The organism is Haloarcula ordinaria (assembly GCF_029338275.1).
Taxonomy (GTDB): domain Archaea; phylum Halobacteriota; class Halobacteria; order Halobacteriales; family Haloarculaceae; genus Haloarcula; species Haloarcula ordinaria.
Map to the genome: position 1 here is coordinate 90912 of NZ_CP119790.1, position 12881 is coordinate 103792.

Here is a 12881-nt window from a genome sequence, read left to right on the forward strand (position 1 = left end):
AAATTGGCTGTTATCAAGTGCCGCCTAAGTCATACAGTTTGTTAAAATTTGGAGTGTGAGTTAATATGGTTCGCGTCGCGTCACTCGATAGCGGTACCGGAGACGGCTGGCTGGCAGAGAACAACCGGAGTCCCGTCACTCGCTCTGACCGCGGATGCTCATAATCTTCACACGTCGCACGCGGTCGAAGTCCCGGAGCCGGTAGGTGAGGCCACGTACTCGGGCTGCGTCACCCCGACAGAACAGTGACTCGAGGCACCACTCGCCCTGATGGGTATGGCTCGTGTTCAGAATCACGTCCTGGTACTCGTGCTGGACGCTGTGGACTGCCTCGATCACGTCGTGGTATCGATAATCGAAGCCGATGAGGGCGACCACCTCGTCGGTGGCGGCTTCGAGCCGCGAGTGACGCTCGATGTACTCCAACATGGCCTCTCTGACCGCTCGCGACCGGTTCTCCATGCCTTCCTCCTGCCACACCTGGTCGAACTCGTCGACCACCGCGTCGGGGATGTTGAAACTCGTACGCATAGGGGGCGATTCTCCCTCGATACACAAGACACCCCGTATTACGCCGATCCGACTGCGGTATTAACAGGTGTTATCCGTGTTCTCGTTGCGGTATCAGATACGCGCTCGTTCCAATGACGCTCGATACGACCGCCCTGTCCTGGTCTTCACGCCCAAACCGACCGCCGACGAGCGTCGTAAAATACTATCTCTACAAGGCCACCAAGGCGGTCGAGTTCTACCGGCCGGTCATGTACCTCTTCTTCCTCGCGCAGGGGCTTTCCTTCACCCAAATCGCGATCCTCGAGGCGCTGTACAACCTCACGACACTCGTCGGTGAGATTCCGACCGGCTATATCGGGGACCGTGTCGGGCGGCGCACCAGTCTCCTCATCGGGAGCACGCTTATCGCACTCACACTGCTCGGCATCGGGCTTGCAAGTTCGTTCGTGATATTAGCCGGCCTGTACATCTGCTGGTCGATGGGCTACAACTTCCGCTCGGGGAGCGAAGACGCCTGGTTGTACGATACGCTCACGGAGGACCTCTCTGCGGCGGAGTTCGCGCACGTTCGTGGCCGTGGCGAATCTGTCTCGCTAGCCGTCGGGGCCGGCGCGGCGATCGTCGGTGGCTACCTCGGGACCATCGACCTGTCGTATCCCTGGTTCGTCGCCGCATCAGTTACGGCGCTCGGTGTGCCCGTCCTCTTGACCGTGGAGGAACCAACGACCTACGAGCGGACCGACGCGGCAGCGTTGAGTCTCCGTCGGACGCTTTCGGTCGTCCGGAAAACTCTCTCGCAGCGAAATATCCGTGCCTTCGTCCTGTATTACTACGTTCTCTACGCTGCCGTGACCTACCTGGTGTTCGTGTTCCTGCAGCCGATCTTCGAGACGGTCGTCCTCGACTTCGGTGCGACACAGTCACAGGTCAGAGCTCTGCTCGGGTGGTTCTACGCGGCATACAGTCTCTTCGGCGCTGGACTGAGTTACTACACGGGCGCAATCCGTGCTCGCTTCGGCCTCCGAAGATGGTTTCTGTGGCTGCCCTTCGTCGTTGGCACCGCTCTGATTGGACTGTACTTCATTCCAGTCCTAGCCTTGCCGGCCTTCCTCCTGATTCGCGGCCTGTCTGACGTGACGCAGTCGTTCGCCGGCCAGTACGTCAACGACCGTATCGAGACGACCGGCCGTGCAACTGTTCTCAGTGCGATGGCGATGGTTAGCGGGCTGGCAGTCGTTCCGTTCCAGCTCGGGAGCGGCATCATCTCGGATATCGTCTCCCCGTCGTTCGCCCTCGCCATGGCCGGCGGTGTCCTCGTCGTCAGCTCTCTGGGCATTCTACTCTGGGAGGCACCGATTGCGGAGTCAGAACAAGAGGAAGCCGGCTGAGCGCGTAAACCGTGACCGAGATTCGGTCGCCCTTACAGCGCGTCGCTGGTCGCGGCCAGTCCAGCGTCAACGTCGACGTCAGCGCCGTGTTCGGCGAGGGCATCGCCGAGCGCAGTCAGGAGATAACTGACGTTCCTCGGGCGAGCGGAGTGACCCATACAGCCAATGCGCCAGATGTCACCCGAGAGCGCACCGAGGCCGCTGGCAATCTCGAGGTCGTACTCGTCGAGGAGGTACTGGATGATGGTGCCATCGTCGATGCCATCGGGAACTCGGACCGTGTTGAGACTCGGGAGCCAGTACTCGTCGGGGGCGTTCATCTCGAGCCCCATGGACTCGACGCCGGCTTTCAGTGCCCCGGCGACCGACCGGTGACGGTCCCATCGCTGCTCGATGCCCTCCTCGCTGACGAGTCGGAGCGCCTCCCTGAGGGCGTAGACGTTCGTAATCGGAGCCGTGTGGTGGTACGCCCGCTCGTCGCCCCAGTATCCCTCCAGTAGCGAGAGGTCGAGATACCAGGACCGCGGGTCGGTCTCGCGGGAGAGTACCTTGTCCATCGCGTCGTCGTTGAGCGTCAGTGGACTGGCTCCCGGCGGGCAGGAGAGGCACTTCTGGGGCCCCGAGTACGCGACGTCGACGTCCCAGTCGTCGGTCCTGAACTCCACGCCACCGAGGGAGGTGACCGTATCCGCGATGACTAAGACGTCGTTCGCGTGGGCGATACTCGTCAGCTCCGGCACCGACGGCTGGAGGACACCAGTACTCGTCTCCGCGTGGACGAACCCGAACACGTCGGGGCTGTGCTCGTCGAACGCGGCTTCGACGTCGACCGGGTCGAGTGGCTCCCCCCACGGCGCGTCGACGGTGACCACTTCGCCACCGGCACGGTTCGCCATGCTCGCCATCCGGTCGCCGAAGTAGCCGTTGGTCGGAACGAGCATCGTATCACCCGGCTCGACGAGATTGCCGATGGCAGCTTCCATCGACGCCGATCCGGTCCCGGAGATGGGAATCGTCCACTGGTTCTCGGTCTGGAACGTGTACCGAAGCAGGTCCTGCACGTCGTCCATGACCTCGATGAACGACGGGTCCAAGTGGCCGACGAGCGGCGTGCTCATCGCCCGAAGAACGCGTGGATGGACGTCGCTCGGACCGGGCCCCATCAACGTACGGTTCGGTGGTGTAAGCTCCCCGACGGCTGGTGCGTCAACCATACCAGTGGCGACGCACTCAATCATAATTATTAAATGTACTGCTTTGCGCTATAGTCGGCGGTCGGTCTGGGGCTTCGAGTGAGAGAAACAAAGCAGACTACCGCGGTCCGACGGGACAGTCGAAAGACACCACTTTCCGACCGGAACTCCCCGGGAACACCGGCTTCCCGACAGAACTTAATACGCAGTACGTCTATCGACCATTGTAGACTATGTCAATCCATATCGCATCAGAGTGGATACAGCGAGACGAGACTATCGAGGTTCTGAACAAGTTCGACGGGAGCGTTATCGACGAGGTGACCAGAGCAACGCGTGAGGACGTCGACCGAGCCATCGAGGCGGCCAACGACGCGAAGGACACGATGGCCTCGATGCCGGCCCACGAGCGCGCGTCGATTCTCAGAGAGACGAGTCGACTCATCGACGAGCGGAAAGACGAGTTCGCAGAGGTCATGGCGGCCGAAGCAGGCAAGCCGATCGAGACAGCCCGAGGCGAAGTCGGACGCGCGGTCAGTACGTTCCAGCTCTCGGCCGGCGAGGCCGAACGCCTCTCCGGGGAGGAGATTCCGATCGACGCCCAGCCCGGTAACGGCAACCGACTCGCGTTCACCAAGCGGTTCCCGGTCGGCGTCGTCGGCGCTATCTCCCCGTTCAACTTCCCCCTGAATCTCGTCGCGCACAAGCTCGGACCGGCGTTCGCCGGTGGCAACACGGTCGTCCACAAACCGGCCACGACGACCCCACTGACTGCAGTAAAACTGGCCGAGACCCTGTTCGAGGCCGGGCTCCCGCGTGACGCGCTCAACCTCGTCATCGGGAGTGGGTCGACGGTCGGCGAGGCGCTGCTGGACAGCGACGATATCGACCACTACTCGTTCACCGGGAGCCGCGCCATCGGCAAGCGAATCAAAGAACGGTCCGGACTTGCGGGCGTCTCGCTCGAGCTCGGGAACAACTCACCCGCGATCGTCCACGAGGACGCCCCCGACATCGCCGACGCGGCGAGCCGGATCATCGACGGCGCGTTCTCGTACGGCGGACAGATGTGTATCAGCACCCAGCGGATACTTGTCCACGAGTCGCGCCACGACGAACTGCTCGACGAACTGGTCTCGCAGGCGTCCGAACTCGTCGTGGGCGACCCGCTGAACGAGGACACCGACGTCGGACCGCTCATCTCCGAGGACGACGCCGAGCGAATCATCGAGTGGGTCGAATCGGCCAAAGAAGACGGTGCGACCGTGGAATTCGGTGGAACTCGAGACGGTGCTGTCGTCCAGCCCACTATCGTCGACGGGGCGACCCAGGAGATGGACGTCGTCTGCCAGGAGGCGTTCGCACCTGTCATCGCCGTCCAGACGTACGAGGATCTCTCGACGGCCATCGAACTGGCCGACGATACCCCGTACGGGCTCCAGGCCGGTATCTTCACTGCGAGCCACGACGTGGGACTCACCGCGGCGATGAACATCGAGTGCGGCGGGGTCATGATCAACGACATCCCAACGTTCCGGGCCGACCAGCAGCCGTACGGCGGTGCGAAAGAGAGCGGCATCGGCCGCGAAGGGCCAAAGTACGCGATCGAAGAGCTCACCGAAGAGCGCGTGATCTGTTTCCGCCCGACCAGCGACCTGTCGATCTGATCGGCGGACCCACCCGCTCGTAGCCATTCGGTCGAGGAACAGCCAGCGTCTGGGAGTGCCCACCAATAACATCAACGACTATATGCGTTGACTCGGGTACGGTTAACTATGGAAACAATCGACCTCGACCCGACGGACGAGGAAATTCTCGCACTCTTGAACGAAAACGCGAGAACGCCCGACGAGGAGCTCGCAGAGCAAGTCGGTGTTTCGCCCGCGGAGGTGAGCGAACGGATCGAACGGCTGCAGGAGGAGGGCGTCATCACACGCTTCACCACGATGTTCGACACCTCGAAACTGGGCTACGTCTCGGTCGCGTTCGGGTTCTCTGTTGAACCTGGGAAGGCCGACGAGATCGCAAATCTGCTCAGCCAGTACGACAACATCTACAAGCTGTGGATTCTCTCGGGCCGGCACAACATCATCGCGCACGCGAACTTCCGGGACATTACCGAGTTCCAGGAGTTCAGTTCGGAGACCCTCCACGACATCGACGGGATCGCGAACTACGAGACATCGATAGCAACCAAATCAGTTCTCAACGACGGCAGTGCGCTCCCGGTCTCCGAGAGCGGGGAATAGGAACGAATCGGTCGTCGCAACCGCAGAATCAGACGCCTGCAGATTGCGCGGCGACGATGACGGTCCACTCTGCGGGGTCGATTCTGTGGTCGCCGAAGGTGGAGTTCTCCGGGTACGCCGTCAACACCAGTGACTCGGTCCGCCCGTCGAGATAGTCCGCCAGTGTCTCGAGATTCGCATCTGCGAGCCCGCCGAGCTGATCGAGGAGCATGACCGGCGTCACCTCATCGACATCGTAGGCTTCGAAGCCAGCGACTGCAGTCACGAGCCCGATCAGTTCGACTTCGCCCTCGCTGAGCGCATTCAGGCCGACTTCACGCCCGTCTCTGGCGACGACGAGTTCGAACTCGCTGGTGAGTCGCGCGCTCTCGAAGCTCGTCTCGAACATGGAGACGATGGTCGATATCGAGTTGTCGAACTCCGTCCGAATCCGGGTCTGTATCTCGTCTTTCCGGGTCCGGAGCTGGGTGATCTCCTGGGACAGCTGTTCTTTCTCCTCTTCGAGCGTCTCGACGGTTGTGGCTGCCTGCTCGGCTGCCTGGATGTCGTCGACCACGTCCTCGAGTTCGGCCTCTTTGTACTTGATGTCGCTCCGGATGTCTGAGATCTCCCGGTCGACGTCCTCGACTTCCGTTTCCAGTTCCGCGATTTGCTCCTCGACCGTTTCGAGTCGCTGCTTCGCGCTCGAGAGGTTCTGTGACCGTTCGGAGACGGTCGATTCTAGTTCCGTGATGCGGTCCTCGAGGTCAGTCTTTCGTCGCTGTTGGTCTCTGATGTCGTCACGCTTCGACTCCAACTCCTCGATACGCTCCTCGTACATCCTCGCCTCTTCACGCAGGTCGAGCACCTTCGCACCGACCTCGTCGAGTTGCGATTCGATTTCGTCGGCTGTCGTCTCGCTCCCACAGAGCCAGCACGTGTGTGCGTCCCCCAGCAGCCCGTGGTCGACGTCTGTGAGGAGGTCTAACCGCTCTTCTTCGACGAGCCGTTTGTTTGCCGAGTAGACCGACTGCAAGAGCTCGAGGTCCTGCTCTGCTCGCTCGTGTTTGTCGCGTACCTCTGCGAGCCCGTCTTCGACGTCAGCGGGGTCGGCAACCTCGATGGACTCGTACTCCTCGTGGGTGTCGGTTAGTTTCTCCTGTGCCCGTTCGATAGTGTTCTCGAGCCGTTCGATGAGGCTGCTCACACGCTGGCGCTCCGCCCGCAGGTCGCTCAGCTCCTCCCGGGCATCGGAGGCCATCGCGTCGTCGAACCGTTGCTCCTGTTCGCGGAGGTCCGCCAGTTCCGACTCCAGCGTGTTTTTTTGCTTTCGCAACGACACGAGGTCATCAGCACTCGCTCGCGCCTTCGCCAGTTCGATCTCGACCGCGTCCCGTTCCTCCCTGAGATCCGCAATCCGCTCGTTGATATCCGAGACCTCGAGCGGTTTCGTCAGCAACGGCGCCAGGTTGTCGCCGTTCCGAACCGCCTGCCGAATCGCATTGTCCTCACCGAGAAACGCGAAGAGATCCGCGACGAGCCTGTCGTACTCGTCTTCCAAGACCGGATTCCCGTGTCGCGCGACCGTCCCGCCGGACCGGTCGAGGCGTACCTCGTGGCGCTCGCCGTCGATGTCGACAGCGACGTGCCCTTCGTCTTCTCCCTCGGTGAGCGCGGTCTTCGTCCCGAAGGCTGTCTCGATGGCGCGAATAAAACTAGATTTCCCCTGCCAGTTGGACGCCTTCACGGTATTGACTCCGGACTCTACCGTCGCAATCCCCTCCGAAATCCCCGCGATATTCTCAATCTCGATGGTGCAGTTCATTACTAGAGTATTCTACAACCTCACGTATGAGTTTAATGATTGGAACAGAAAACGGTAAATTGTGGGTATCAATCGTCAGGAATCGCCGCCGTGATGCTCCTCACACACGTACCCGTGTCGAAGCGCATCCTCCAGGCTTCGCCGGGTCGGGCAGTGTGGACACGAAAGCTGAACCCGTACCGACACCTCGGCCTCTGTCGCACCGGCCACGCGACCCTCGTGTTCGTACGAAGACAGGGCCTTCTGTACTTTCTCTAACAACTGGTCTGTAGCAATCTCGACACTCGTCCGCTGCCAGTCCGTCTCAGCTTCTTGGCGCGCTTTCTCGCTGTCGAGACAGTCCGTCAGGTGCCTGCGCATCGTGCTGAACGAAACCATGTCGTCGCGGACCTGCTGGGCGTCGATGTCCGCGAGTTCGAGCTCGTCTACGAGCTCCCCGCGAGCGATTTCGTCAGACCCCGTCAGGATGTCGTATTCCGTGTCCAGTTGTGTGCCGAACGTCAATCGATTGTTGTCTTTGTATACCGTTCGTAGAAGGTGTTTGTTGAACCAGTCGGCGAGCGAACGGTATCCGAGCGCCTCGCGATTCGTCTCTCCTTTCCACAGCGAAACGAGTTCCTCGTGGACGTCATCGAACGCTTCGCCTTGCGCGCCGATACCGTACGTATCGACGGCGGCGTCGACTTTGCAGCGCGTTCGCTTGGTCATATCGACCGGTACTGGGTGGGACGGGTTATACTTTCACGGTTACCGGGCATCAGCGGACGCCGGAGTCAGGCGAGTTGTTCTCGAAGCCAATCTGCAGCCATCGGCCGGTACTTGTACGGGATGTTGTTACAGACGTGGTTGCCGTTATCGTAGAGGACGTACTCACCGTTCTCCGCGCGCGTGGCGATCCGCTCGGTCTGTGCCGGCGGGATGATATGGTCGTCAGCGCCGGTGACCATCAGGGACGGGGCGGTGAGGTCCTCGATGTCGTCCCGGAGCGACATCGCGTCGGTCGTCTCGTCGACGTCGACCAGCGAGTCCGTCTTGCAGGCCCACTGGAACTGCTCTCTCAGCAAGTCTGAACTGCGGCCACTGACTGACCCGACGGTGAACGGACCGGAGATACCGACACAGGCGTCGAACCGCTGCTCGTTGGCAGCGACGTACGGCGCATAGAACCCGCCCAGCGAGACGCCGTAGACGCCGAGTCTGTCGGTGTCGACGCCGTCCGGGTCCAGCGACTGGATGTGATCGACGACAGCCGAGATGAGTTCGGGGTACCGTGGCGACATCCCCTGTTCGTACCAGGTTTCGCCCTGTGCGGCGCCGTCGACAGCCAGTGTCGCGATACCGCGGTCGTGGAAGTCAGCGTCGTATGCGGACAGCTCTTCCTTGATGGAGTCGAGGCCCGGCAGGAGGACGACGAGTGGTGAATCGCCGTCGTCACCGCCCGGGCTTGCATCCGGCACCCGGAGGTTTCCGGGGACGGTGAAGTCCTCGAACGGTGCCTCGATTCGATGAACCGGTGGGTCCAGGTACTCTCCGGCCCGTTCGAAGAGGTCGACGGCCTCCATGTGTGCTTCGTCACGCTCCTCGTCGTCTACGTGCCAGACGTGCGACCCGAAGTGGTAGTACATCGACGCCTGGCGGAAGTGCTGTCCGGCAGCGAGTTCGTCCCCCCGGTCCAGCGCGGCTGTACCCAGGGCCTCGTGCTCGTCACCGATAGCGGCGAACTCGCTGCACCAGTCCGACCAGTCGTCGATGCGTTCCTGCAGTCGAGCGAGGTCGTTGTAGTCGATCCCGTTCGCGACGAACCGCGGTGTCCACTTCTCGAGTGACTCTGTCGCGAAGTCTGCGCCACGCTCTGTCGGCTCCTCGGACTCTGACATGCCCGAACCGTCGATTGGCGCCGACTAAAGTGTTGTCCCCAGAAATATCGAGGTGGACCCCGTAGCCGACAGTTGTGCTGTAGTCGGGACGCTGAATCAGACCGGCCGCATCGCGCCCCGCCCGACGATTTCGTTGTCGACGATGCGGTCCAGCAGCGCGGCGGTGCCATCGAGGTCGGTCTTCTCGGAGACGACCGGCTCGACGTCGCCGTCTGCGACGAGCGACGCCGCCTGTTTGAGTTCGTGCTTCGAGCAGTACCGGCTCCCGACGACGTCCAGTTCGTTCATCACCTCGGCACGGGGCGACAGCGACATGTCGTTGCCGGGGAACGTCGTCAGGTTCACCAGCCTACCGCGTGGCCCGAGCAAGTCGAGACTGGCTTCTAACAGGTCAGTCGCGCCGGTGAAGTCGATGACGGCGTCGTACGACCCCGCGTCGAGCGCCGAGAGGTCGTTGTCGGGGCCGGGGTCGTGCACGATATCGGCCCCGACCGCCGCACAGGAGTCGAGTTTCTCCGTCGCGATGTCGACGGCGGTCACGTCGGCCCCGAAGTAGTCGGCGACCTGGACCATGTGGATACCGACCCCACCGCCCGCTCCAAGCACCGCGACGCGGTCGCCGCGTTCGACGTTCGCTCGCTGGTTCGCGACGTGGACCGGCGTCGCGACGGCGTCGGGGATGACCGTCGCGTCGGTCGGCGGAATACCCTCGGGAATCCGGAGGGCGTTGCCCGCCGGGAGGCAGGTGTACTCTGCGAACCCGCCGTCGGTGTCGACGCTTATCCACCCGGCATGGTTCGTACAGAGCGAGTCGTGCCCGGCCAGACACTGCTGACAGTGCCCACAGACGATGTGGAAGTATGCGGTGACGCGGTCCCCGACGTCGAGGTGAGTCACGCCCGCACCGACCTCGTCGACGGTACCGACCAGTTCGTGGCCGGGGATACGCGGGAGGCCCTCGGGGTCGTTCCCGAGGTTCCCGTCGATGACGTTCCTGACGGTCCCGCCGACGCCGGTCGCCTCGACCTCGACGCGTACCGATGCGGCATCTGGCTCCGGAATCGACCGTTCGCTGCGTGTGAGCGGGCCACCCCACTGCTGGATTTCGAGACAGTCCATGGCCGCTCAACTCACCGACGGCCTATAATTGTAGCCCTGGTGGAGGGTTCTGGTTCGGCACGGTGTGGTGGCCGGGGACGGTTGGACAGCGCAAGTGAGGTCCGTCGTCGATACTCGTCGAGTCGTGACCGCGAAAAAACGCTGGTTGTTCGTCCGTTTAGAACCGGCAGACGACCTTGATGGCGCCTTCCTTCCGGTTCTTGAACGTATCGAACGCTTCGGCGAAGTCCTCGAAGTCGAACTCGTGCGTGATGAGCGAGTCGACGTCCGTCTGTCCGTTCTCGACCATCCGGGCGCTGGCTTCGGCCTTGTTGGCGTGGGCTCGCGCACCGCGGAAGTCGATCTCCTCTTTGACGAGGTCGGCCATCGGGATCTTCAGGAGGTTCTCCTTCGGGATGCCGTCGAGGCTGACCGTTCCGCCCTTCCGGGTCATCCAGACCGCTTGCTGGAAGCCGGTCTCGCTCCCGGCCGCTTCGAGGGTCACGTCGACGCCGGTCCCGCCGGTCAGCTCCCTGACCTGCTCGACGACGTCGTCGTCCTTGTAAGAGACGGTGTGGGTGGCACCGAGCTTCTCGGCGAGCTCGTTTCGGTTCGGGCTCCCGACTCCGATGACCTCGTTTGCGCCCATGGCGACGGCGTGCTGGAGGCAGAGCAGCCCCACAGTGCCGGTCCCCATGACAGCCACGTCGTCACCGGGCTCGATGTTCCCACGGACGGAACACTGGAGCGCGATGGCGTTGACGTCGAGCAGCGCGCCCTCGGACCACGAGATGCTGTCGTCGAACTTGTACAGGGAGTCGGCCGGGATGGTCACGTACTCCGCGAACGACCCGTCCATGGTGTGGCCGATCTGTCGGTGGCCAGTGTCGAAGTCACCGTAGTTGTCACAGAGGTTGTACCGTCCTTTCCGGCACATCTCACAGTAGCCACAGCCGGAGTGGGTCTCGCTGAACACGCGGTCGCCCGGTTCGAACCGGTCGACACTGTCGTGAACTGCGACGACTTCACCGGACCACTCGTGTCCTGGGATGAACGGGTACTCTGGCGGCCAGCCGTCGACGTCAGCGCTGAAGATCTTCGGGTCGGTCCCGCAGATCGACGCGGCTTCGACGCGGCACAGAACGTTCTCGACCTCGTCAGGCTCCGGTGTGTCGATAGTCTCCATCGACCAGTCGTCGGGGCCCTCCAGCACGATGGCCTGCATACTCTCGGGGATAGTTTCACCTACTTCTACTGCCATGGGCTCGCTTCGGGCAACGCAAGTATAATTGTTACGGTGCTGTAGAAGCCTGCGTCGGGAACCGAATTCCTCAAGAGTCGGAGTCCGAGGTCCCGCGTTCGTCCATCATCGTCGAGGCACGTGCTTCCCAGTCGCCCTTGAAGAACCAGACGGTGGCGAGGGAGACCATCCACAGGTACGAGAGGATGAGGACGGCGTAGACGGCGACGATACCGACGTCCAGTACCTCCCCAGCCAGGTACGTTCCCCCGAGCATAATCACCCAGGCGCCGACCATCCGCGCGATGAAGGGGATGCGGGTCTCACCGCTCCCTCGGAGACAACCGGCGACGACGAAGAACATGCCGAAGAAGATGCCCCCGAGACCGAACACGCGGGCGAAGTCGACCGCGTAGGCCAGCGTAGCCGGGTCACTGGTGAACACGCGCGCGAGGGGGGCCGCTCCAACGATGAGCGCCCCGCCCGATAGTCCGAGCAGCACGAACGCCAGGGCGATCACTGCCAACCCGTTGAACCGCGCCGCCTCGGGGTCGTCACCGCCCAGCGTCTGACCGGTGATGACGCTCGAAGCGGTACTGAACGAGCGGTAGAAGGGCGCCGTCACCTGCTGGCGCATCCGCCGCCCGATGTGGAACGCCGCGACGACTTCGGTCCCGAACCCGAGCAAGAGCGCGTTGAACGGGAACATCGCCACGGTCGACGACATGCCCTCTGCGAACTGTGGCGTCCCGACGACGACGAGCTGGCGGGTGATGGTCCAGTCTCGCGGCCGGCGAAACGAGAGGCCGATTCGGTCCGTGGTGAACGCCAGGAGGATACTCGCCGCAGTGAAGGCGTTGGCGAGCGCCGTCGCGAGCCCGACCCCGAAGATACCGAGCCGCGGGAACGGCCCGATTCCGAGTCCGAGGACGACGGAACAGGCGATGTTGATAACGTTCGACCCGATGTTGATGAGCATGGGGGTCTTCGTGTCGCCGGTCCCCTGCAGGGCCCGAACGCCGATGATGGCGACGTGTTTCGCGGGACTCGCGACGAGGATGACCGCGAGATACAGCCCGCCGAGCCGGACGACCTCCGGTGCCGCGCCGAGGAGGTCGATGGCCGTGGAGCCGAACAGCGCGCCGGCGACTGCCAGCGGGACACCGATGAGCGCTCCGATGATGAGGGCTTGCGTGACTGCCTCGTCACGGTTGGCGTCGGCACCGGCGCCGGTGTCCTGACTCGAGAGGGCGATGGCAGCGCCGCCCAACCCTTGCCCCAGTCGGAGCGGGATCTGTGCGTAGAGGTCCGCGAGCCCGATGGCGGCGACCGCGACCGGGGAAAACAGTCCGGTGACGATGATGTCGGTGGTCCGCATCAGCGTCTGGAAGACCTGCTGTATCATCACGGGCCACGATAGCGACAGCGTCCACCGCCAGACCTCTTTGGCCTGTTCTATCCAGTCTCCGTCCGGATTCGAAGTCTCCGTGCTCATCGTTTCGGAAGGGGTGTCACCGGC

Annotated in this window: 11 protein-coding genes; 3 read left to right on the forward strand and 8 right to left on the reverse strand. The window is 62.7% G+C overall.

All coding sequences use genetic code 11. The annotated features are described in order from the left end of the window. Positions 1–135: 135 nt before the first annotated feature. On the reverse strand, positions 136–531 hold the full coding sequence (locus tag P1L41_RS17295) for a CopG family ribbon-helix-helix protein (RefSeq protein ID WP_276298694.1): 396 nt from the start codon (positions 529–531) through the stop codon (positions 136–138). 230 nt (positions 532–761) lie between these two features. Here P1L41_RS17295 and P1L41_RS17300 point away from each other — a divergent pair, with 230 nt between their 5' ends. Then, the gene (locus P1L41_RS17300) at positions 762–1901 is read left to right on the forward strand and encodes an MFS transporter (RefSeq protein ID WP_276298763.1); all 1140 of its coding nucleotides are present in this window, start codon (positions 762–764) and stop codon (positions 1899–1901) included. A 32-nt stretch (positions 1902–1933) separates the two neighbouring features. Here P1L41_RS17300 and P1L41_RS17305 read toward each other — a convergent pair whose 3' ends face one another. After that, positions 1934–3115 (reverse strand): pyridoxal-phosphate-dependent aminotransferase family protein, encoded by a 1182-nt coding sequence (locus tag P1L41_RS17305; protein WP_276298695.1) that lies wholly within the window; start codon positions 3113–3115, stop codon positions 1934–1936. A 212-nt stretch (positions 3116–3327) separates the two neighbouring features. Between P1L41_RS17305 and P1L41_RS17310 the strand changes: the two genes are divergently transcribed. Together P1L41_RS17310 and P1L41_RS17315 are read left to right on the forward strand one after the other, a co-directional pair. Next, a complete protein-coding gene (locus P1L41_RS17310; RefSeq protein ID WP_276298696.1) occupies positions 3328–4761 on the forward strand; it encodes an aldehyde dehydrogenase family protein in 1434 nt (477 codons plus the stop codon). A gap of 108 nt (positions 4762–4869) precedes the next feature. Next, on the forward strand, positions 4870–5343 hold the full coding sequence (locus P1L41_RS17315; protein WP_276298697.1) for an Lrp/AsnC family transcriptional regulator: 474 nt from the start codon (positions 4870–4872) through the stop codon (positions 5341–5343). Between the two features lie 28 nt (positions 5344–5371). On the opposite strand, the gene P1L41_RS17320 is transcribed toward P1L41_RS17315, so the two are convergent. The 6 genes from P1L41_RS17320 to P1L41_RS17345 form a co-directional block, all read right to left on the reverse strand. Next, a complete protein-coding gene (locus P1L41_RS17320) occupies positions 5372–7147 on the reverse strand; it encodes an archaea-specific SMC-related protein (RefSeq protein WP_276298698.1) in 1776 nt (591 codons plus the stop codon). A 75-nt stretch (positions 7148–7222) separates the two neighbouring features. Then, positions 7223–7855 (reverse strand): rod-determining factor RdfA, encoded by a 633-nt coding sequence (gene rdfA, locus P1L41_RS17325; RefSeq protein ID WP_276298699.1) that lies wholly within the window; start codon positions 7853–7855, stop codon positions 7223–7225. Positions 7856–7920: 65 nt separating this feature from the next. Then, positions 7921–9024, reverse strand: a complete 1104-nt coding sequence (locus P1L41_RS17330; protein ID WP_276298700.1) for an alpha/beta hydrolase — start codon at positions 9022–9024, stop codon at positions 7921–7923. Positions 9025–9120: 96 nt separating this feature from the next. Then, positions 9121–10143, reverse strand: a complete 1023-nt coding sequence (locus tag P1L41_RS17335; RefSeq protein ID WP_276298701.1) for an alcohol dehydrogenase catalytic domain-containing protein — start codon at positions 10141–10143, stop codon at positions 9121–9123. A gap of 157 nt (positions 10144–10300) precedes the next feature. Continuing rightward, positions 10301–11383, reverse strand: a complete 1083-nt coding sequence (locus tag P1L41_RS17340) for a zinc-dependent alcohol dehydrogenase (RefSeq protein ID WP_276298702.1) — start codon at positions 11381–11383, stop codon at positions 10301–10303. A 70-nt stretch (positions 11384–11453) separates the two neighbouring features. Further along, complete coding sequence (locus tag P1L41_RS17345) at positions 11454–12857, reverse strand: MATE family efflux transporter (RefSeq protein WP_276298703.1); 1404 nt, start codon at positions 12855–12857, stop codon at positions 11454–11456. Between the last annotated feature and the right edge of the window lie 24 nt (positions 12858–12881).

Bases quoted from the DNA above. Each gene is read 5' to 3' on its own strand.
- P1L41_RS17295 (WP_276298694.1), bottom strand. From the start codon at position 531: ATGCGTACGAGTTTCAACATCCCCGACGCGGTGGTCGACGAGTTCGAC.
- P1L41_RS17300 (WP_276298763.1), top strand. From the start codon at position 762: ATGTACCTCTTCTTCCTCGCGCAGGGGCTTTCCTTCACCCAAATCGCG.
- P1L41_RS17305 (WP_276298695.1), bottom strand. From the start codon at position 3,115: ATGGTTGACGCACCAGCCGTCGGGGAGCTTACACCACCGAACCGTACG.
- P1L41_RS17310 (WP_276298696.1), top strand. From the start codon at position 3,328: ATGTCAATCCATATCGCATCAGAGTGGATACAGCGAGACGAGACTATC.
- P1L41_RS17315 (WP_276298697.1), top strand. From the start codon at position 4,870: ATGGAAACAATCGACCTCGACCCGACGGACGAGGAAATTCTCGCACTC.
- P1L41_RS17320 (WP_276298698.1), bottom strand. From the start codon at position 7,147: ATGAACTGCACCATCGAGATTGAGAATATCGCGGGGATTTCGGAGGGG.
- rdfA (WP_276298699.1), bottom strand. From the start codon at position 7,855: ATGACCAAGCGAACGCGCTGCAAAGTCGACGCCGCCGTCGATACGTAC.
- P1L41_RS17330 (WP_276298700.1), bottom strand. From the start codon at position 9,024: ATGTCAGAGTCCGAGGAGCCGACAGAGCGTGGCGCAGACTTCGCGACA.
- P1L41_RS17335 (WP_276298701.1), bottom strand. From the start codon at position 10,143: ATGGACTGTCTCGAAATCCAGCAGTGGGGTGGCCCGCTCACACGCAGC.
- P1L41_RS17340 (WP_276298702.1), bottom strand. From the start codon at position 11,383: ATGGCAGTAGAAGTAGGTGAAACTATCCCCGAGAGTATGCAGGCCATC.
- P1L41_RS17345 (WP_276298703.1), bottom strand. From the start codon at position 12,857: ATGAGCACGGAGACTTCGAATCCGGACGGAGACTGGATAGAACAGGCC.